The organism is Kribbella sp. NPDC049174 (assembly GCF_043197365.1).
Lineage (GTDB): Bacteria > Actinomycetota > Actinomycetes > Propionibacteriales > Kribbellaceae > Kribbella.
On sequence record NZ_JBICSZ010000010.1, the window covers coordinates 324,467 to 342,264 of the forward strand.

At 67.8% G+C, this 17,798-nt stretch carries 19 protein-coding genes; 13 read left to right on the forward strand and 6 right to left on the reverse strand.

Annotated elements, in window-relative coordinates; genetic code table 11:
* Positions 1-56 precede the first annotated feature (56 nt).
* The 4 genes from ACGFIF_RS37580 to ACGFIF_RS37595 are packed head-to-tail and all read left to right on the forward strand — an operon-like array spanning position 57 to position 3,463.
* Entirely contained in the window at positions 57-962 is a 906-nt protein-coding gene (locus ACGFIF_RS37580) for a dihydrodipicolinate synthase family protein (protein WP_393161320.1), read from the forward strand.
* Positions 962-2,092: a mandelate racemase/muconate lactonizing enzyme family protein gene (locus ACGFIF_RS37585; RefSeq protein WP_393161322.1), complete on the forward strand. Its 1,131-nt coding sequence runs from the start codon at positions 962-964 to the stop codon at positions 2,090-2,092. Before ACGFIF_RS37580 ends, ACGFIF_RS37585 begins: the two co-directional genes overlap by 1 nt.
* Entirely contained in the window at positions 2,089-2,820 is a 732-nt protein-coding gene (locus tag ACGFIF_RS37590; protein WP_393161324.1) for an SDR family NAD(P)-dependent oxidoreductase, read from the forward strand. Before ACGFIF_RS37585 ends, ACGFIF_RS37590 begins: the two co-directional genes overlap by 4 nt.
* Complete coding sequence (locus ACGFIF_RS37595) at positions 2,813-3,463, forward strand: DUF624 domain-containing protein (protein WP_393161326.1); 651 nt, start codon at positions 2,813-2,815, stop codon at positions 3,461-3,463. The genes ACGFIF_RS37590 and ACGFIF_RS37595 overlap by 8 nt, the downstream gene beginning before the upstream one ends.
* Here ACGFIF_RS37595 and ACGFIF_RS37600 read toward each other — a convergent pair.
* Positions 3,399-4,199, reverse strand: coding sequence for an IclR family transcriptional regulator (locus ACGFIF_RS37600; protein ID WP_393161328.1), 801 nt, complete (start codon positions 4,197-4,199; stop codon positions 3,399-3,401). The genes ACGFIF_RS37595 and ACGFIF_RS37600 overlap by 65 nt on opposite strands.
* An 81-nt stretch (positions 4,200-4,280) precedes the next feature.
* Positions 4,281-5,150, reverse strand: a complete 870-nt coding sequence (locus ACGFIF_RS37605; RefSeq protein ID WP_393161330.1) for a LysR substrate-binding domain-containing protein — start codon at positions 5,148-5,150, stop codon at positions 4,281-4,283.
* 61 nt (positions 5,151-5,211) lie between these two features.
* Here ACGFIF_RS37605 and ACGFIF_RS37610 point away from each other — a divergent pair, with 61 nt between their 5' ends.
* Both ACGFIF_RS37610 and ACGFIF_RS37615 read left to right on the forward strand, forming a co-directional pair.
* Positions 5,212-6,216, forward strand: coding sequence for an aldo/keto reductase (locus ACGFIF_RS37610; RefSeq protein WP_393161332.1), 1,005 nt, complete (start codon positions 5,212-5,214; stop codon positions 6,214-6,216).
* Entirely contained in the window at positions 6,213-6,659 is a 447-nt protein-coding gene (locus tag ACGFIF_RS37615; RefSeq protein ID WP_393161334.1) for a nuclear transport factor 2 family protein, read from the forward strand. The genes ACGFIF_RS37610 and ACGFIF_RS37615 overlap by 4 nt, the downstream gene beginning before the upstream one ends.
* Here the strand turns inward: ACGFIF_RS37615 and ACGFIF_RS37620 are convergent.
* The gene (locus ACGFIF_RS37620; protein ID WP_393161336.1) at positions 6,656-7,543 is read right to left on the reverse strand and encodes a LysR family transcriptional regulator; all 888 of its coding nucleotides are present in this window, start codon (positions 7,541-7,543) and stop codon (positions 6,656-6,658) included. The two genes, ACGFIF_RS37615 and ACGFIF_RS37620, sit on opposite strands and share 4 nt — an antisense overlap.
* A 112-nt stretch (positions 7,544-7,655) precedes the next feature.
* Here ACGFIF_RS37620 and ACGFIF_RS37625 point away from each other — a divergent pair, with 112 nt between their 5' ends.
* The 7 genes from ACGFIF_RS37625 to ACGFIF_RS37655 all read left to right on the forward strand — a co-directional run bounded on the left by ACGFIF_RS37625 (position 7,656) and on the right by ACGFIF_RS37655 (position 14,330).
* On the forward strand, positions 7,656-8,069 hold the full coding sequence (locus tag ACGFIF_RS37625) for a hypothetical protein (protein ID WP_393161338.1): 414 nt from the start codon (positions 7,656-7,658) through the stop codon (positions 8,067-8,069).
* A gap of 149 nt (positions 8,070-8,218) precedes the next feature.
* Positions 8,219-9,523 carry an ABC transporter substrate-binding protein gene (locus ACGFIF_RS37630; RefSeq protein WP_393161341.1) on the forward strand — a complete coding sequence of 435 codons (1,305 nt, stop codon included), beginning with the start codon at positions 8,219-8,221 and terminating at the stop codon, positions 9,521-9,523.
* Positions 9,524-9,560: 37 nt separating this feature from the next.
* Positions 9,561-10,538 carry a carbohydrate ABC transporter permease gene (locus tag ACGFIF_RS37635; RefSeq protein ID WP_393161343.1) on the forward strand — a complete coding sequence of 326 codons (978 nt, stop codon included), beginning with the start codon at positions 9,561-9,563 and terminating at the stop codon, positions 10,536-10,538.
* A complete protein-coding gene (locus ACGFIF_RS37640) occupies positions 10,535-11,368 on the forward strand; it encodes a carbohydrate ABC transporter permease (protein WP_393161345.1) in 834 nt (277 codons plus the stop codon). Before ACGFIF_RS37635 ends, ACGFIF_RS37640 begins: the two co-directional genes overlap by 4 nt.
* A 7-nt stretch (positions 11,369-11,375) precedes the next feature.
* Entirely contained in the window at positions 11,376-12,299 is a 924-nt protein-coding gene (locus ACGFIF_RS37645; protein ID WP_393161347.1) for a nucleoside hydrolase, read from the forward strand.
* Positions 12,299-13,279, forward strand: coding sequence for a LacI family DNA-binding transcriptional regulator (locus ACGFIF_RS37650; protein ID WP_393161349.1), 981 nt, complete (start codon positions 12,299-12,301; stop codon positions 13,277-13,279). The genes ACGFIF_RS37645 and ACGFIF_RS37650 overlap by 1 nt, the downstream gene beginning before the upstream one ends.
* Before the next feature lie 268 nt (positions 13,280-13,547).
* Complete coding sequence (locus ACGFIF_RS37655) at positions 13,548-14,330, forward strand: L,D-transpeptidase family protein (protein WP_393161351.1); 783 nt, start codon at positions 13,548-13,550, stop codon at positions 14,328-14,330.
* Positions 14,331-14,342: 12 nt separating this feature from the next.
* Here ACGFIF_RS37655 and ACGFIF_RS37660 read toward each other — a convergent pair whose 3' ends face one another.
* From ACGFIF_RS37660 to ACGFIF_RS37670, 3 genes are all read right to left on the reverse strand, one after another.
* On the reverse strand, positions 14,343-15,254 hold the full coding sequence (locus ACGFIF_RS37660) for an RNA polymerase subunit sigma-70 (protein ID WP_393161353.1): 912 nt from the start codon (positions 15,252-15,254) through the stop codon (positions 14,343-14,345).
* Positions 15,255-15,394: 140 nt separating this feature from the next.
* Positions 15,395-16,762 (reverse strand): amidase, encoded by a 1,368-nt coding sequence (locus tag ACGFIF_RS37665; RefSeq protein ID WP_393161355.1) that lies wholly within the window; start codon positions 16,760-16,762, stop codon positions 15,395-15,397.
* A gap of 123 nt (positions 16,763-16,885) precedes the next feature.
* The gene (locus ACGFIF_RS37670) at positions 16,886-17,788 is read right to left on the reverse strand and encodes an SDR family NAD(P)-dependent oxidoreductase (protein ID WP_393161357.1); all 903 of its coding nucleotides are present in this window, start codon (positions 17,786-17,788) and stop codon (positions 16,886-16,888) included.
* Positions 17,789-17,798 lie beyond the last annotated feature (10 nt).

Genomic DNA, 17,798 nt, shown 5'->3' on the forward strand with positions numbered 1-17,798 from the left:
GATGGATCTCGTCAAGCATCCATCGGATGCCGAATGCTGACGCTGAGGAGCGAGCCATGAATACCGTCCACGGCCTGGTACCGATCCTGGCCACGCCGTTCCTCCCCGACGGCAGCCTGGATCTGCCGGGCCTGCGCCGACTGACCGAGTTCCAGCTGGCCAGCGGTGTCCACGGGGTCGCTGTCCTCGGGATGGCCAGCGAGGCCTTCGCACTGACCGCGGCCGAGCGCCGCCTGATCACGACGACGGTGGCCGAGGTGGTCACCGGCGCGGTCCCACTGGTGGCGGGCGTGGCAGCCACGTCGACGGTGACCGCAGTCGAGCAAGCAACCGAGGCGGCCGCGGCCGGAGCCGATGCGGTCATGGTGCTGCCGCCGTACATGGTGGCTCCGAGTCCGGCCCAACTGCCCGAGTTCTACGCCGCGGTTGCCGCGGTAGGACCTGAGGTGATGGTGCAGGACGCTCCGGGCGCGACCGGTGTTGCAATGTCACCGCAGCAGCTCGTCGAGCTCGGCAGGATCACCGGAGTCACCTCGGTGAAGGTCGAGGCGCCGCCCACCGCGCCGAAGGTTGCGGCGGTGGTGGACCGGATCGACGAACCCGGCTTCGTCGTACTGGGTGGGCAGAACGCGCAGTTCCTGCTCGACGAACTGGCGGCCGGCGCTGTGGGTTCGATGCCTGCCTGCGAGATCCCTGACCTCCTCGCACCAGTGCTCACTGACTGGCAAGCCGGCTTGTATGACGATGCACGGGCGAGGTTCGACCGGTTGCTGCCGTTACTGGTGTACGGCTTGCAGACCGGGATCGCCTGGGCCGTCCACAAGGAAGTCCTGGTACGTCGTGGCCTGATCGACCACGCCACAGTCCGGGTCCCGGCTCGCGACCTCGACAGCAGAGCGCGAGCGGGTCTGACTGCGATACTCGATCGGCTAGAGATGACTTCGCTGACGGGGATCCGCTGATGCCGACCATCATCGACGTACAGGTCTTTCCGCTCGTGCTGGCCGGGCCGGACTCGCCACCGCGGAGCTACTCCACCAAGCCGCCGTGGCCGAGCATCTACGCGTCGTCACGCGAGGCGCTGCTGGTGAAGCTGACCGCGGACGACGGTTCGGTCGGTTGGGGTGAGGCCCTGGCGCCTGTCGCTCCAGAGGTCCCGGCCAACATCATCGAACTTCTGCTGAAGCCCGCACTCCTCGGGGCGGACCCGACCAGGGTGCGCCCGTTGGTGAGCAGCCTCCGCGCTCTGATGCGGGAGCGCGGCCACCTCGGCGGCCACCAGGGCGATGCGGTCGCAGCGGTTGACGTGGCGCTGTGGGACCTGGCCGGCCGGATCACCGGGCTGCCGGTGCACCAGCTGCTCGGAGGAGCCCAGCGCGATGTCATACCGACGTACATGTCTGGCTTGCCTGGCAGGAAGGACAGCGAGCGGGTTGCGTACGCACGGGACTGGGTGGCACAAGGTGTTCGGCAGGTGAAGCTGGGGCTCGGGTACGGCGTGCGTGCGGACCTGGCGACTGTCGAAGCCCTGCGAGGCGTTCACGACGACCTGTTGATCGCAGTGGACATCCACGGCGTGTACGACGTCGCGGACGCGGTCCGACTGGGTCGCGGACTGGACAGCATGGGCGCCTGGTTCCTCGAAGCGCCGGTCGGCTTCGAAGACGTTGCCGGACATGCGGAAGTGGCTCGACGGATCGATACCCCGGTGGCGATCGGTGAGAGCTTGCGGCACCGGCAGGAGTTCCGCCCCTGGCTGGAAGGCGGCGCCGCCGCGATCCTGCAGCCAGATGTCGGCCGGACCGGGATCACCGAGCTGGTGGATCTGGCAGCCGTGGCCGAGACCTGGTTCACGCCGCTCGCACCGCACCACTCATCGGGACTCGGCATAGTCATGGCCGCGAGCGTGCACGCGTCGGCCGCGGTGGGGAACCTGCTCGCGTACGAGTTCCACTCGATGCTGTTCGAGCCGGTGAACACTGTGCTGCTGACACCTCTGGAACCCGGCATTCTCGGCTTCGCCGTACCAACCGGGCCTGGTCTGGGGATCGAGGTCGACGAGGACGCCGTACGCGCTGGGTGCATCCGGTGACCCGCCGGGCCCTGGTGATCGGGTCGACGACACCCATCGGTACGGCGATCGTCGCAGCGCTGGTCGCGGACGGCTGCCAGGTCGCCGGTGCAGCATTGGAGGACAAGCAGGTCGACGGTCTGGACCTTCAACTGGAGGCGGACTGCTCGGATCCGGACGATGCCGCTGAGGTGGTCGGACGGGTCGCAGCCGAGTTCGGCGGATTGGACGTCCTGGTCACCGCGGCCGGCCGGATGCCGCTCGAGCCGGCCCACCGGACCACGGACGCGCAGTGGTTCGAGGCCTTGTCGAACACCTTGGATACGTTCTTCTTCCCGGTCCGGGCCGCACTGCCGCACCTGTTCGAGAGCGATGCGGCCGCAGTGGTGGCGGTGTCGTCGGTGAACACACTGGCTGCTGCTCCGTGGGCGGCTGCCTACACCGCGGCCAAGGGCGGAGTAGACGCACTGGTCCGGCAGCTCGCCGTGGACTACGGCGGCCGGGGCATCCGGGTGAACGCGGTCGCCCCGGGAATGGTCGGAGGGGCGAACCTGCCGGACGCCGCGGCCGGCTACCCCATCGGCCGGACGATCCTGCCGACCGAGGTCGCCGACGCCGTGACGTTCCTAGCCGGACCAAGGGCTTCCGGCATCACCGGCGTTGTGCTGCCGGTGGATGGCGGCTTGTCCATCATGTCCCCCGCAGCAGTCGGGCGGGCCGATCTCCGAGCCAGGCTGCGGGATGCCTGAGGTCCAGCTGACCGGGCGAGCAGCGCCTTTCTACCGGCTGCTCGACTGGCCGCTGCGGCTCGTCGTGGTCACGTTGCTGTGGCTACTGGGCGTTGCAGCCGGACTTGTCGTCGCTGGAGTCGCTCCGGCCACGTTGGCAAGTCAGCATGTATTACATGCGTACCTGTCTGATGGTGAGGCAGAAGTACGTCCGTGGTCGCGGTTCTGGTCTGCGTGGCGCGCGTGGTTCGGCCGGGGCCAGGTGGTTCTCGGCCTACCGCTTGCCACGGTGTGGGTGCTGGCGTTCTACCTGACCGCGTCTCGGCAGACTGTGTGGGCGTTCCCGCTTTCGGTGGTGACGTTTGGCTATCTGGTCTCGCTCTGGTTGCTGCCTGCCGTAGCTGTCTCGGCCGGTCCAGCTCGGGCGAGGACCGTGTGGCTGCTGACGATGCACCTCAGTTGGCGTCGTCCGGTACTACCGCTCGCCGGGACCGCAGTACTCTTCGCACTGGCTCTGGCCGCCTGGTTCGTCGTACCGGCGGCACTGGTGTTCTGGCCGGCCGCTGCGGGACTCGCCGCCGTGCTGGTGGTACGGCGGGTCAGCCAACCGCCGCGGACGCGTGGTACCCAAGACCCGACGAGATCTGGTCCGCCTGCTCGATGACCTGCATGGCGAGCGACTCCTCCCGGTTCGCCAGGTCCATCGCCGACAGCGGGCCGGAGGCCGACAGGGCGGCGACGATCGCGCCAGTGCGGTCGCGGATCGGAGCCGCGAGACAGGCGCGGCCGAAGGCCAGCTCCTCGAGTTCCAGGGCGTAGCCACGATCACGCACCTGCCGGAGCATCTTCTCCAGCTCATCAGGGTCGGTCACGGTGTGCGGCGTGTACCGCGGCAGGTCGTCACCGAGGAGCTCCTGCCATTCCGCCCGCGGCAGCTCGCTGATCAGTGCCTTGCCGATTGCGGTCGCGTGCAGCGGACCAGTCCGACCGACCAGGGTCGACGAGCGGCCGGCTGCCCGGCCCTCGAAGTGGCAGAGGTAGAACATCTCGGCACCACGACGCTCGGCGACGTTGGCCCCCAGGTTCAGGTCGGCGGCGAGGTTCTGCGCGACCTGGCGCGACTGCTGGTGCACCGGCATCTCGTTCAGGCCGATGCCCGCCAGCGTGATCACCCGCGGACCGATGCCGTACAGGCCGCTGCGCTGGTCGTACGCGAGGAACCCGAGCGCCACCAGTGCGGCGACCAGCCGGGACACGGTGGACTGGCCGAGCCCGGTCGCCTGGACCAGCTCTGAGACGCGACGCTGCGGATGCGCCTCGGTGAACTCGGACAGCAGCGACAGTGCCCGTTCGACACTCTGCGTGCCCGGCCCACTCTCACGCCCGATCGCCCGCGCCACAACAACACACCCTCTCGCCGAATTGTGGTTTTCTCATCCGCATCGTAGATGCCTGGTCGACGACAAACCAGCACCCTCGGGTCATCCGCCGACCGAGTCGACGAAGAGATGGACGATTTCGCGGGGGTCCGTGCGGCGCCAGGCGATGGCGAGTTCGGCGGGTGGGAGGTCGGGGACCGGGCGGAAAGTCAGGCCGGGCCGCTTGTAGAGGCGGGCGTTGCCTTCGGCAATGAGGGCGATGCCTACGCCTGCGCTGACCAGTTCCAGGACCTCGTCGGCTGCTGTGGCTTCGGCTGCGATGGTAGGCGGACGGCCGGAGCGAGCATCCAGTGCGAGCCAGAAGTCTCGGAGTGGGCCAGCTGCGGTGGGCAGGGCTACGAACGGTTCGTCGAGGAGTTCGGCGTACGGGATCTCAGGACGGTCGGATAAGGGGTGTTCGGCGGGTAGGGCTATCCAGCGGTTTTCGCGGACTAGGACCCGGGTCGCGATGTCGTCGGCGGGGATCGGGAGCCAAACGAAGGCTACGTCGCTGGTGGCGTCGGCCAGGCCGGCGGTCGGGTCGTCCCAGCCGACCAGGCGTAGGGAGACGGTCCAGTCGGGGGCGCGGTCGCGGAAGCGTTGGACGGCTGGACGTTGGAGGTCGCGGCCGACCGCGGTTTGCATGCCGACGACGAGTTGGCGGGGATGGGTGAGGGCGCGCGCCTCGACGTAGCCGCGGTCCCAGGCTTCCAGGATCGAGCGGGCCACGGGGAGCAAAGTGGTGCCCTGCGAGGTGAGAGCGAGGCCGCGGGGCAGTCTGACGAACAGGTCGAACCCGAGCCGGCGCTCGAGGGCTCGCAGCTGCTTGGACAGGGCGGGCTGCGACACGAACAGGCGTGCGGCCGCGGCGGTGACGGTCAGCTCCTCGGCTGTGGCGACGAAGTACCGCAGTTCCCGCAGGTGGGCGTCCATAACCAATGGTTATACCAACAGGTCTTGGACGCAGTGATCACTGCGAGCCAAAGCTGCATGTATGACAAACACACTTCCCAGACGCGGTCTCGGTGAGCTCGACGTACCGGCGATCGGGCTCGGTGCGATGGTGCTCTCCCCCGGCATGTACGGCGAGATCGATGACGAGCGCGGTGTCGCGGCGATCCAGGCGACGATCGAGGCCGGCGGGACGTTCGTCGACACGAGTGACGCGTACGGCGATGACGGGCACAACGAGCGGTTGGTCGGGCGGGCGATTCGTGACCGGCGCGACGAGATCACGGTGGCGACCAAGTTCGGGCTGAAGCTGGCCGACGGCGCGGAGGAGCATCCGCTGAAGGTTGGGTTCGCGTTCGAGGAACTGCTCGTGAACGCTGAGCCGAAGTACATCCAGGGGTACGCCGAGAGCAGTCTCCGCAATCTCGGCACCGAGGTGATCGACCTGTACTACCTACACTTCCCCGACCCGCAGGTGCCGATCGAGGACTCCGTCGGCGCGATGGCCGAACTCGTTGCTGATGGCAAGGTGCGCTACCTCGGAGTCTCCAACGTGACGCCGAGCGAGCTCCGGCGAGCGCATGCTGTTCATCCGATCGCCGCCGTACAGACCGAGTGGTCGATGTGGCGGCCGATCGATCCGGAGTTGCTCGAGGTGGCGCGGGAGCTCGGCATCGGCGTCGTACCTTGGAGTCCGCTGGGGGCTGGGTTCCTGACTGGGACGGTGCAGCAGGTTGGCGCGGACGACTTCAGGAGCAACGCTCCGCGGTTCGATTCGGAGAGTCTGAAGGCGAACAACGCGTCGTACGCGGCTCTGCAGGCGCTGGCCGCGGACCTCGGGATCACGCGGAGTCAGCTCGCGCTGGCGTGGTTGCTTCATCAGGATGCGGCGGTGGTGCCGATTCCGGGCAGCCGTACGCCGGCGCACATCGTGGAGAATCTGGCGGCCGCCGAGATCACGCTCCACGCGGACACACTCGCGCGGATAGATGCAGTACTCGCCAGACTCGAGCCCGTGGGCGCCACGCTCCTGCAGGACGTCCGATGAAGATGTTCGTCGGAGTCGGAGCGTTGGCGATCCTGCTCGTCGCCTGCGGACAGGATTCATCAACCAGCAGCGCTCCGCCAGCGGCCGGGGCTCCAACGACCAGCGCGAGCGCGACGCCGCCGGCCGACGTACTGCCGGCGGCCCAGGCGTACGTCGACGCCGTCGCCCGCCGTGATCTCGAGGGTCTTGTGAACGCGTTTCATCCCGACGGCCGGATCGTCGACGTCTCCCGGACCATCGCCGGGCACGACGCAATCCGCACCTGGGCCCGAAACGAGGTCATCGGCGGCACCCTGCAAGTACTCAAGATCGTCGAGCGACGCCCCGACGGGCAGAAACTGCTGGTGCATTGGGCACCGGCCGGCTCGGATGGCTGGCGGGCCCACTACGACTTCACGGTCCGCGGCGAACGGGTCAGCGTCGCTGAGCTCCAGTACGCCTAGGCGTGGACCGCAGTGGTCGGGAGCATGCCGATGAGTGCGTCCGCGGCGAGGGAGGCGGACGGACTCGTGGGGACGGCGACGGACACCTGCCAGTCTGAGGCGCTCCCCGGTGCCATCGCGACCGTCACGTGATCCCCGCGCTTGGCGGCTATGCGCTCGGGGACGAGGGCTACGCCGAGGTTGTGGGCGACCAGGGCCAGGAGGGTGTGTACGTCGTTGACCTCGATGGTGACCGGGTGGGCAACACCGGCATCGGCGAAGGCTCGGTCGGAGATGGCTCGGGCGCCCCAGGTGGGGTCGAAGTCGACGAAGGACTCGCCGGCCAGGTCGCCGAGCGAGACCGACATCGCGTTGGCCAGGCGGTGGTCGGGGGCGCAGACGAGCACCATTGACTCGCGCGAGAGCGGGCGCAGGTCGAGACCGTCGATCGGATCGCCGGCGGTGGCGACGAAGGCGACGTCGAGGCGGCCGGAGGCAAGTTCGTCGAGCATCGGAGTGGAGCCGCCCTGGCGAACTTCGATCTCCACGCCGGGGTAGGCGGAGCGGAACTTGGCGAGCAGCGCCGGTACGTCGACCACGCCGAGACACTGCTCGAGTCCTACGGTGAGGTGACCGCGGAGGAGGCCCTGGACCGCGGCGACCGCGTCCTTGGCGGCTTCGGCGGCGGCGAGCGTACGGCGCCCCTCGCAGAGGAGAGCACGTCCGGCCTCGGTGAGCTCGACGCTTCTGGTGTTTCGGACGAAGAGGGAAGCGCGGAGCTCACGTTCGAGCGCACGGATCGAAGCGGACAGGCCCGACTGCGAGATCGACATCGCCTCGGCGGCCCGGGTGAAGTGCTTCTGCTCGGCCACCGCTACGAAATGCTCCAAGTGCCTAAGCTCCATGACTAAGAACTGTAGTCAATCGAAGCAAAGAGATTCTCCTGTCCCACATGTTGACGCACCAACCGCTACCTCACCACCTCAGACAGCCCGAAGCCGACGGTAAGGTGTTCGCATGGCGGAAGAGTTTCGGGTTGAGGTTGAGCTCGGCAGTGACGAGCACGGGCTGACGTTCTGGGAGCGGCTGCGGGCGCTGGATCTGGATGATGACGCGCGGAAGCGGCTCGGGAGCCAGGTGACGGTGACCCGGGACGGGAACCGGATGTTGCTCTACACGCATTCGCTGGAGGATGCGCTGGAGGCGGAGAAGACCGTCAAGGAGCTCGTCGCCGACGACAAACTGCAGGCCGAGTACACGGTGACGCGATGGAACGCGGCCGAGCAGGACTGGACGGATCCGAGTACGCCGGTCGGGGAGCACGACGCGGCCACCGACGCGGCGAAGAACGCCGGCATGGAGGTGCCGGATCCGCGGTACGTCGTGATGCAGAAGTACAAGCCGCAGTTCCTCCGCGACCTCGGGTTGTAGCCAAACCCAGCCAACGACGGGCAGGACACAGCCGCGCGCTGTGTCCTGCCCGAACTTTTTCCGTTCGCTTCCACTCGACGGCGGTCGCCTGCTACCTTCTGTCTACCCGGTTAGACTAACCGCTTAGACTCCCGTCGCAGGAGACCCTCATGGCACCACGCACCACGCAGCTGATCGCCCTCGCCACCGCTGCCCTGCTGCTGGCAGGTTGTGGCAACTCGGCGGAGACAGGCACCGCACCCGCCGCGGACCAAGGGCCGGAGTCCGGCACGGTCAATGTGGTCGGATCGGACAACACCGAGACGTACGCGCCGGTGATCAAGGCCTTCGAGACCGCCAATCCCGGGATCACGGTGAACTACAGCCAGGTCCCGTTCGACCAGTTCAACGCCACCCTCCAGCGGCGGCTCAACGCCAAGGACTCGACGATCGACGTGTACACCGTCGATCAGCCCCGGGTCTCGCAGCTCGCGGCGAAGGGATTCCTGGTCGACCTGAGCGATCTCGACGCGAAGACCAAGGCCGCGACTTCGCAGGCGTCGTACGACGCGAACCACTTCCGCGACAAACTCTGGTCACTGCCGATGTGGAACTCCACCCAGTTCCTCTTCTACAACAAGACCGCGCTGAAGAAGGCCGGCGTCACCCCACCGGCGGCGGATCCCGAGCAGCGGTGGACGTGGGAGCAGGTCGCCGAGGCCGGCAAGAAGGCGCAGCAGACGAGCGGCATCAAGTACGGACTGCTGTTGGAGCAGGCGGAGGCCTACTACCAACTGCAGCCGCTGGCCGAGTCCCTGGGCGGCGGCAGCGGCATCGAGGGCGAGGATGCTCTCACGCCGGCCGTCACCACCGACGGGTGGAAGAAGGCCATGAGCTGGTACGGCGGGACGTTCGCGACCGGACTGTCGCCACGCGGCATCGGCGGATTCCAGACCGGACCGGTCTTCTCCAACGGGGACGTCGCGTTCTTCGTCGGCGGGCCGTGGGATATCGGGGTGTTCTCCTCCGCGAAGGTGGACTGGGGTATCGCTCCGATGCCGTACTTCCAGGGCGGCAAGCCCGTCACGCCGACCGGCTCGTGGTCGCTGGGGATCAACCCCGCCTCCAAGCAGCAGGGCATGGCGCGGAAGTTCATCGAGTTCGCCACGCTGGACACCGCGGGCAATCTGGCCACCACCGAAGCCACGACGATCATCCCGGCGAACACCAAGTCCGAGGCGGAGTACCTGCCGCGGCTCGAGAAGCTCGCCGGGGCCAAGAGCGCCGGCGCCACCAAGATCGTCGCCTACGAAGCCTCGAAGACCGCTGTCGGACGACCTGTCTCGGTCGGCTACATCCAGTTCGAAGAGGTGATGGGCAAGGCGTTCGCGGACATCCGCAACGGCACCGACGCGGCGTCGCGCCTCGAGACCGCCACGGGCCAACTCACCGAGGCCTGGAAGTCGATCCGATGAGCACCGGATCTCGATCGGTGGCGTGGAAGTCGGTCCGATGAGTACGACGTCCCGTCCGGTGGTGTCAGCGCGGCGCCACCGGACCGGCATCACGACGGATCAGGGCAGCAAGGCAGGTCGGCCGGGCAAGGCAGGTCGGTCGGGCAAAGGGGGTCACGCCGGCCAAGGGCGGATCGCCGTGCTCTTCCTGCTGCCGGCGCTGATCAGCCTCGCCCTGCTGAGGCTCATCCCGGCCGGAGTTGCTCTCGTCGAGAGCTTCTTCAACGAGAGCCTGTTGCGGGGCGGCCGTACCTTCGTTGGCCTCGGCAACTATGCGGATCTGCTCGGCAATCCCGATTTCCGTCAGTCCGTGGCCGTGACGCTCGTGTTCACCCTGATCGTCAACCCGGTCCAGATCGCCGTGTCGTTCCTGCTCGCTGTGCTCTACACCCAGCGGGCGGCCGGTTCGAAGGTCTGGCGGGCGCTGGTGATCCTGCCGATCGCCGTTCCGCCGGCGGTCTCCGCGGTGATCTGGAGCGTCATCTACCGACCCGACGGCCTGGCCAACAGCTTCCTCGACCTGCTGACGATCCCGGCGCAGCCGTTCCTCACGTCGTCCTCGCAGGCACTGCCCTCGATCATCGTGTTGCTGTCCTGGATCGGCGTTGGCTACTGGATGCTGTTCCTGATTGCCGGCATCAACGACATCCCGGACGAGATCCACGAGGCGGCGAGTCTCGACGGGGTGAGCCCGTGGCGGCGGCTGTGGTCGATCACCCTCCCCCTCGTACGGCGGCCGCTCGCCTTCGTACTCGTGGCCGACACGGTCTCGAACCTGCTGGTGTTCGCCCCGGTGCAGATCCTCACCAAGGGCGGCCCGAACGGGACGACGAACCTGATGATGTACGACGTCTACAACCGCGCCTACGCGATCGGCGACCTGCACACGGCGCAGGCCGAGGTCATCCTGCTGGTCGCGGTCACGCTCATCATCGTCGCGCTCCAGTTCCGCCTGCTGAAGGGAGACGACCGATGAACCGCCGGCTCCTCCGCTACCTCGCGCGTTCGGTGGCCGCGGCCCTGATCGGCCTGGCCTTCTTCATCCCGCTGCTGTGGGTGCTGACCGGTTCCCTGCGGCCGGGCAATGAGACCTTTGCGCGGCTGAGTCCGTTGTCGTGGGACTCATTCGTCACCCTGGATCCGACGCTCTCGAACTACAGCAAGCTCTTCACCGGCGACATCGGCCGCGCGACCGTCAACTCGCTGCTGGTCAGCGTCGTCACGGTCGTGGCCGGCCTCGCGATCTGCGCGAGCGCGGCCTTCGGGTTGTCGGCGTTCCGGTTCCAGGGTCGTACGGCGGTCTTCGCGGTCGTCGTACTCAGCTTCCTGATCCCGTTCGACGCGATCGCCATCCCGTTGTCGGACATGTTCCGCGACTGGAATCTGACCAACACCTTCACCGGACTGGTCTTGCCAGGCATCGGCAACGGTATGGCAATCTTCCTTCTCAGACAGTTCTTCTTGGCTATCCCGACCGAGCTGGTCGAAGCCGGGCGGCTGGACGGCCTGGGCTGGTTCGGGGTCTTCACTCGGATCTACCTGCCGCTGTCACGCCCGGCCCTGATCGGCGCGGGGCTGACGCTGTTCCTGTTCCAGTGGCACTCGTACGTGTGGCCGTTGCTGATGGGCACCGACCGCGAACACATCCTCGGTCCCGTCGCACTGGCGAACCTGCAGGGGCAGAACTTCGTCGACTACGGAGTCGTGTTCGCCGGCGCCGTACTGCTCACGCTCATCCCGCTTGCCGTCATCCTCGGCTTCCAGCGGTACTTCATCCAGTCCGTCTCCAGCAGCGGCCTCAAGTAGAGGATCTATGAACCAGATGCAGCAGCCCCGCACGCTCATTTTCGACACCGACATCGGCTCGGACGTCGACGACGCGATGGCGCTGGCCCAGATCATCGGAACGCCGGAGCTCCATCTGCACTCGGTGACCACCGTGTACGGCGACACGCTCTTGCGAGCCAAGATCGCACGTCGGTACGGCGTACTTGCCAGACAAGATCTCGCCGTACACGCCGGACAGAGCATCCCGCTGTCCGGCCGCGAGGTGTGGTGGCCGGGTCATGAGGGCAGCCTGCACGAGGGCCTGGATCGCGAAATCGTCGAGGAGCGGCCTGCTGTCGAGCACCTGATCGCCACCTTGCAGGCCCACCCGGGCGAGATCGACGTCGTTGCCGTCGGGCCGCTGACCAATATCGCCGAGGCACTCGGACGCGAACCACGGGTGGCGACCTGGATGCGCCATCTGTGGATCATGGGTGGTTCGTTCCCGGCCGGCAGCAAGGCGGAACACAACTTTCGCAGCGACGCGGTCGCCGCCCGCACCGTACTGTCAGCCGGCATCCCGACCACCGTGACCGGACTCGATGTGACGCGCCAGCTCGGCATCGACCAGGCCGGGCTCGACCTGATCGGAGCCGCGGGAGCGCTGGGCGCGGCGTTGCAAGCAGACATCCAGCAGTGGTGGGAGTTCTGGCAGCAGGAATGGAACGTGCCGCACGATCCTGTCGCGGTCCTCACCCTCTCCCGGCCCGACCTGTTCACGCTCACCGAACCTGGCGTCGTCGAGATCTCAGCTGAAGGCCACAGCACGTTTACCCCCGACGACGCGGGCACGATCCGCCTCGCACTCACCGTGGACGGCAACGGCGCCGCGGCGGCTATCATCGAGGCAATCCAGCGCGCCGGAGCAGGGAATCCGGTGGTCGCGCGTACCCCAACTGGAGGCCGGTGATGGTCACCGCTCGCGACGTCGCCGAGCGCGCCGGTACGTCGACAGCGGTCGTCAGCTACGTCTTCAACAACGGCCCCCGACCGGTCGCTCCGAGCACGAGGCAGCGCGTGCTCGATGCGGCGGCGGAGCTGCAGTACCGACCCAATGCGCTGGCCCGGGCGCTCAGTGCCGGGCGTACGTTCTCGATCGGGATCGTCGTACCGCACATCCGCAACCCGTACTTCGCGGCGCTGGCCGAGCAGCTCGAAGCCGGCACCAGGGCGCGCAACCATCTGCTGCTGATCGGCGACTCCGGTGGTGATGCCGCGCAGGAGCAGAGCCATCTGACGTCGTTCATCGAGCGGCAGGTCGATGGCATCGTCCTGGTGTCCGTCCGGAGCCAACCCGAGCTCGTCGGCCTCGACACGGCGGGCATCCCGGTCGTCGCCCTCCACCGCATGCCCGACGGATCGCCTGCATCGAGCTTGTCGATCGACTCCGTCGCCGCCGCCGAGACCGCCACGTCGCACCTCGTCGAGCACGGGTATCGCAGCATCGGCGTACTGACCGGACCGATCGGCTCCCCCGGCACCGAGGAGCACCTGATCGGGGTCGCCGAGGCAACGCGCGGCCGGGGAGTCCACGTGGATCACCGGACGAGTGAGATCTCCCGCTATCACGCCACCGAGGTGACGAGCTCCTGGCTGGCGGAGGAAGATCGACCGCGTGCGCTGTACTGCGCGACCGACGAGCAGGCGTTCGGAGTGCTGTTCGCCGCGTGGCGGGCCGGTCTGTCGGTGCCCGACGATCTCGCCGTACTCGGCGGTGACGGCACCGCCGAATGTGCCGTCACCATTCCACCAATGAGCGCGATCCAACGTCCGGTGCCGCAGCTCGCCTCCCGCGCGATCGAGCTCCTGCTGGACGCCGCGCAGGGCCAGGGGGCAGTCACGATCACGCTGCCGCACGAGCTGGTACGACGCGAGTCCTGCGGCTGCTGATCAGAGTTCGATGCCCTGCGCATCGATCTGCGGCCTGTTCGTGAGCTCGGCTTCCGTGCCGCGCCGTTCCGTGCTGGAAAGTGCCGACATGGGTACTTGTCTAGCAAGGTTGCGGGACTGTCTTGCACTCGTGATCGACAACGGTTCGGTGACGGGCGCGGGCAACGGCACGTCTGGGGAACCCTCGGAGCACTAGTCTCGGCGTTTCGTTGCAGGCTCGAGCAGCGCGGTTCTGCGACTCTGACAATGCTGAGGGAGAGGGGAAATCGTGTCTCGTCGACGTGGTCTCGTTGCCGGTTCGGTCGTACTGTCGTTCGTTCTCGTCGGCTGTTCCGACGTGGCCGCCAGTGAGTCCAGTCCATCGGACACGCCGTCGTCTTCGAGTACGCCGATTGCGAGTGCGACCCCATCCAGCACCCCGAGCACCACACCGACTCCCACGCCGACGACCAAGCCGAAGCCCAAGGTGAAGCAGACGCCGCAGTACTACGCGCTTCGCGTCGAGCGGCAACTGGACAAGCTCGGGTACCCGGTCGGCGACGTCGACGGTGACATCACCGCGCGCGCCAAGCAGGCCCTGTGCGCGTGGCGCGAGACCCACGGCATGCCGGTCAGCCGCAAGGGCCTCACCCTGAATGACGCGTACTCGGTGCTCAACGCAGCCCGCCGCCCGACGCCGACGCGCGCGCCTGGGATCTACGTCAACAAGACCTGCCAGGTGGCGTACCAGATCGTCGGCAAGACCTACAAGCGCATCGTCTGGGTCTCGACCGGTGCCCCCGGCTACGAAACCCCGAACCGCACCGGCAAGGTCTGGCGCAAGTGGGCCGGCGCACACGAGAGCAGCCTCTACCCCGAGGCGTACATGTATGACTCGCTCTACTTCCTCCGCGACCGCCCCGGCATCGCCCTGCACGGCTCCCGCGTGAACTCCCTGGTCAAGCCTTACCCCGCCAGCCACCGCTGCGTCCGCGTAACCCGCCCCGAAATCACCCAGATCTTCAAAGAAACCCCCATCGGCACCAAGGTCCAGGTCTACGGCGACTACTGACGGACCTCCACGTCACTCGTGCTTGTCGGCGCGGGTGACGTGGAGGCTGGGTTGGGCCTCGTACGGGGACTTGGGGAGGGTGGTGAGGAGGTCGGGGAGGTTGAAGGTTTCGAAGAGGGTCAGGTCGAAGAACGCGATGGCGTGAACGATGCCGGTCGCGGTGAGGGTGAGGACCTGGAGCTGGAAGGCCCGGTGAACGTTGTCGGCCGGGTCGCGCATGTAGACGGCGAAGCCGGGCTGGCCGTTGGCCTTGATCGGGACCAGGAGCTGGTCGCCGGCTTCCTTGGCCGGGCAGTGGGTGGAGATGAGCCGGCCGATGTTGCGGGCGCCGCGGAACCACGAGGTGAACGGCGGCATCTCCCAGATCGCGTCGTCGGTGAAGAACCCGGTGATGGTCGGTACGTCGTACTGCTCGAACGCGGCGCGGTAGCGATCCAGCAGCGCGGCGTCGTCCGCGACGTGGCTCTGGCCCGGGTCGAAGTGTGATCTGGCTTCGTCGAGATCGGCGGCGCTGACACCGATCGCGTCGGTCACCCGGGCCGGCGTCCAGCCCTCGATGTCGGCCAGGATCAGCGCGGCGCGATGCCGGGCGGGCAGGCGCTGCAGCGCGGCGACGAGATCCAGGCCGATCGGGCGGCCGTCGGTCAGGTCGTCCGGGATCGGCTCGAGCCACAGCACCTCCGGGCGCTGCTGCAGCCTCCCCTCGGGGTCGTCGCTCGCCGCTGCGAGGCCGGTCGGCAGCGGGCGCCAGACGTCCTGGTCCAGACACTGCCGGGTGGCGATCGCGTACACCTCGCCCGACGACTGCAGACTCAGCGTGGCGACCTGCTGAGCCTCGGCGATGGAGCCGAGCATCCGATAGCAGTGCGAAACCAGCCCGCGCCGCACCGCGTGGGCCGAAACCTCGTCAAGACGATCCGCCATGGTCAGCAACCTCGACCTCAAGCTACAACTGGACCGCACTTTGCGGAAGGAAAGTGCCGTCAGGCGCGACCCATCTTCCGAAGATCGAGTCCAAACCGCGGTGACAGGGGCGGATCGCGACGGCCCTGCAACCGCGCGCGTCAGGTGGTCGGCCAGTCCCTGCGCTCGGTGTCGAGGTAGGCCGCCAGCGCGAGCGCGGTCAGGTCCTGGTGATGCGGTACGGCGAGCTGCGCACCGATCGGAAGCCCCGACGCCGACCACCCGACGTTCACCGTCGTCGCCGGGTGGGCCGACATGTTGTACGGCACCGTGAACGCGATGTGCTCGAACGGCTTCGACGGATCGTCCGTCGGGTATGCCAGCTCTGCCCGGAACGCCGTGATCGGCGCTACCGGCGACAAGATCACGTCGTATGACCGGAACACTTGTGTGACGGCAGCAGCCATCGCACCCATCTGGCTGTAGCCGTGGAAGACGTCGAAGCTGGAGAGGTCGCCAGCGGTGGAGACCCACTGGCGGATCTCGGGCAGCACCTTCGCTCGGCGGTCCTCGGGCAACGCCGCGATATCGGCGGCGGAACGGACTCGCCAGAACCGGTCCAGGCCGTCGAGCATCTCGCGGGTGATGATCGGCTCGATCGGCTCGACGATCGCTCCGCCCTTCTCGAGTACGGCGGCCGCGGACGAGACGGCCTTGGTGACCTCGGGGTCGACGGGGAGTCCGAGGCCTGCGTCCAGCAGGAGTGCCACGCGTAGCCCCTGAACGGTCAGGTCCTCGGTGTAGGTGTCATCGATGGGCGGAAGGGAGGTGTGGTCGCGCGGGTCGTACCCGGACATCACCGACAACGCCAGCGCCGCGTCCGCCGCCGTACGAGCGAGCGGGCCGATCGCGCGGCCCGGGTATGGATTCCCGACCGCGACGCGACCGTGGGTGGGCTTGATGCCGACGACGCCGCACCAGCCGGCCGGCAGCCTGATCGAGCCGCCGATGTCGGTGCCGATGTGCAGCGGGCCGTACCCAGCCGCCGCAGCCGCCGCCGCACCCGCACTCGAACCGCCGGCCGTTTTCGACAGATCCCACGGGTTGCGGGTCAAGTGATGGAACGTTGACACGCCTGACGAGAGCATTCCGTATTCAGGCATCGTTGTCTTACAAATGATCACCGCACCGGCCTCGCGGAGTCGGGCCGCGGCGGGTGCGTCCTCGGTTGCCGGCACGAGTTCGGTTGCCGCCGTGCCTTGGGGCACCGGGGTGCCGCGGGTCGCGATGTTCTCCTTGACTGTCGTCGGTACGCCGTCCAGGCGGCCGGCTGATCCATCACGCCAGCGGCGTTCCGACTCGCGAGCGGCCGCGCGGGCGCCGTCGGGATCGAGGGCGTACGTCGCGCAGATCCGCGGCTCGAGTTCCTCGATCCGGGCGAGCACGTCCTCGATCACCTCGACGGGTGAGAGCGAACCGTCGCGGTACTTCGACAACAGTTCGATCGCGGTCAGGTCGGCGAGGCTCATGCGGCAGGCTCCACTTCAGCGGCTCGGGTTCAGCGGCGGGCTTTCATGGTCAGTCGGAGGTTCTGGGGCGGCGCGCTTCCTGGTGGTCGGACGTTCGGCGGCGGGGTGTGGTGGTTTGTTGGGTCAGTTCGGTGGGTTGAAGCGGCCGTCGACTGCGGTCCAGCCGCCGTCGACGGCGATCACGCTGCCGGTGACGAAGCTGGCGGCGTCGGAGGCGAGGTAGACGACCGCGCCGGCGAGTTCCTCCGGGCGGGCCCAGCGGCCGAGGGCGCCCTTTTGCGCATAGGCGTCGTACCAGGCTTTGTTCGCTTTGATCTGGGCGGTGAGCGGGGTCTCGACGACGCCGGGCGCGACCGCGTTCACGCGTACGCCGTTCGGCCCGAGCTCGGCGGCGGCGGTCCGGAGCAGTTGGACCAGGCCGGCCTTGGTTGCCGCGTACACCGATTGGCCGGGCTCCACGGTCGTACCGCGGATGGAGCTGAACCCGATGATGCTGCCGCTCCCCCGCTCGGCCATCTGCTTGCCGAAGGCACGGATCAGCTGGAACGACGCCCGCAGATTGAGCGCCACCACCCGGTCGAACTCCTCACCGGTGTAGTCGAGAATCCGCTTCCGCACGTTGGTCGCCGCGGTGAACACCAGTACGTCAACCGCCCCAAGCTCAGCCTCCGCCCGGACGATGGCCTCGTCATCAAGCACATCAAGCGCGTACGACGTGAGCCCACCCGCCACGGCACCGTCGCGGGCACCCTCGGAGCCGGGGTTGTCGGAGCCGCCGTTGCCGGAGCCCGGGCCGCCGGAGCCCGGGTTGCCGGAGGCCAGGCTGTTGGAGCCCGGGTTGTTGGAGCTGGGGTTGTTGCCTAGGGCGGCGGTTTGTTGGGCTGCGGGTAGGTCTCGGTCGGCGCAGGTCACGCGGGCGCCTTGGGCGGCCAGGGCGAGGGCGCTCTCGCGGCCGATTCCGCTCCCCGCGCCGATCACCAGGACGTGCTTGCCGTCGAGGCGGAAGAGGTTGGCATAGTCCGTCACGCTGCAGTCA

What these genes read in the sequence shown, in the direction of transcription:
- ACGFIF_RS37580 (WP_393161320.1), top strand. Translation starts at nt 57, where the DNA reads ATGAATACCGTCCACGGCCTGGTACCGATCCTGGCCACGCCGTTCCTC.
- ACGFIF_RS37585 (WP_393161322.1), top strand. Translation starts at nt 962, where the DNA reads ATGCCGACCATCATCGACGTACAGGTCTTTCCGCTCGTGCTGGCCGGG.
- ACGFIF_RS37595 (WP_393161326.1), top strand. Translation starts at nt 2,813, where the DNA reads ATGCCTGAGGTCCAGCTGACCGGGCGAGCAGCGCCTTTCTACCGGCTG.
- ACGFIF_RS37605 (WP_393161330.1), bottom strand. Translation starts at nt 5,150, where the DNA reads ATGGACGCCCACCTGCGGGAACTGCGGTACTTCGTCGCCACAGCCGAG.
- ACGFIF_RS37610 (WP_393161332.1), top strand. Translation starts at nt 5,212, where the DNA reads ATGACAAACACACTTCCCAGACGCGGTCTCGGTGAGCTCGACGTACCG.
- ACGFIF_RS37615 (WP_393161334.1), top strand. Translation starts at nt 6,213, where the DNA reads ATGAAGATGTTCGTCGGAGTCGGAGCGTTGGCGATCCTGCTCGTCGCC.
- ACGFIF_RS37620 (WP_393161336.1), bottom strand. Translation starts at nt 7,543, where the DNA reads ATGGAGCTTAGGCACTTGGAGCATTTCGTAGCGGTGGCCGAGCAGAAG.
- ACGFIF_RS37625 (WP_393161338.1), top strand. Translation starts at nt 7,656, where the DNA reads ATGGCGGAAGAGTTTCGGGTTGAGGTTGAGCTCGGCAGTGACGAGCAC.
- ACGFIF_RS37630 (WP_393161341.1), top strand. Translation starts at nt 8,219, where the DNA reads ATGGCACCACGCACCACGCAGCTGATCGCCCTCGCCACCGCTGCCCTG.
- ACGFIF_RS37635 (WP_393161343.1), top strand. Translation starts at nt 9,561, where the DNA reads ATGAGTACGACGTCCCGTCCGGTGGTGTCAGCGCGGCGCCACCGGACC.
- ACGFIF_RS37640 (WP_393161345.1), top strand. Translation starts at nt 10,535, where the DNA reads ATGAACCGCCGGCTCCTCCGCTACCTCGCGCGTTCGGTGGCCGCGGCC.
- ACGFIF_RS37645 (WP_393161347.1), top strand. Translation starts at nt 11,376, where the DNA reads ATGAACCAGATGCAGCAGCCCCGCACGCTCATTTTCGACACCGACATC.
- ACGFIF_RS37650 (WP_393161349.1), top strand. Translation starts at nt 12,299, where the DNA reads ATGGTCACCGCTCGCGACGTCGCCGAGCGCGCCGGTACGTCGACAGCG.
- ACGFIF_RS37660 (WP_393161353.1), bottom strand. Translation starts at nt 15,254, where the DNA reads ATGGCGGATCGTCTTGACGAGGTTTCGGCCCACGCGGTGCGGCGCGGG.
- ACGFIF_RS37665 (WP_393161355.1), bottom strand. Translation starts at nt 16,762, where the DNA reads ATGAGCCTCGCCGACCTGACCGCGATCGAACTGTTGTCGAAGTACCGC.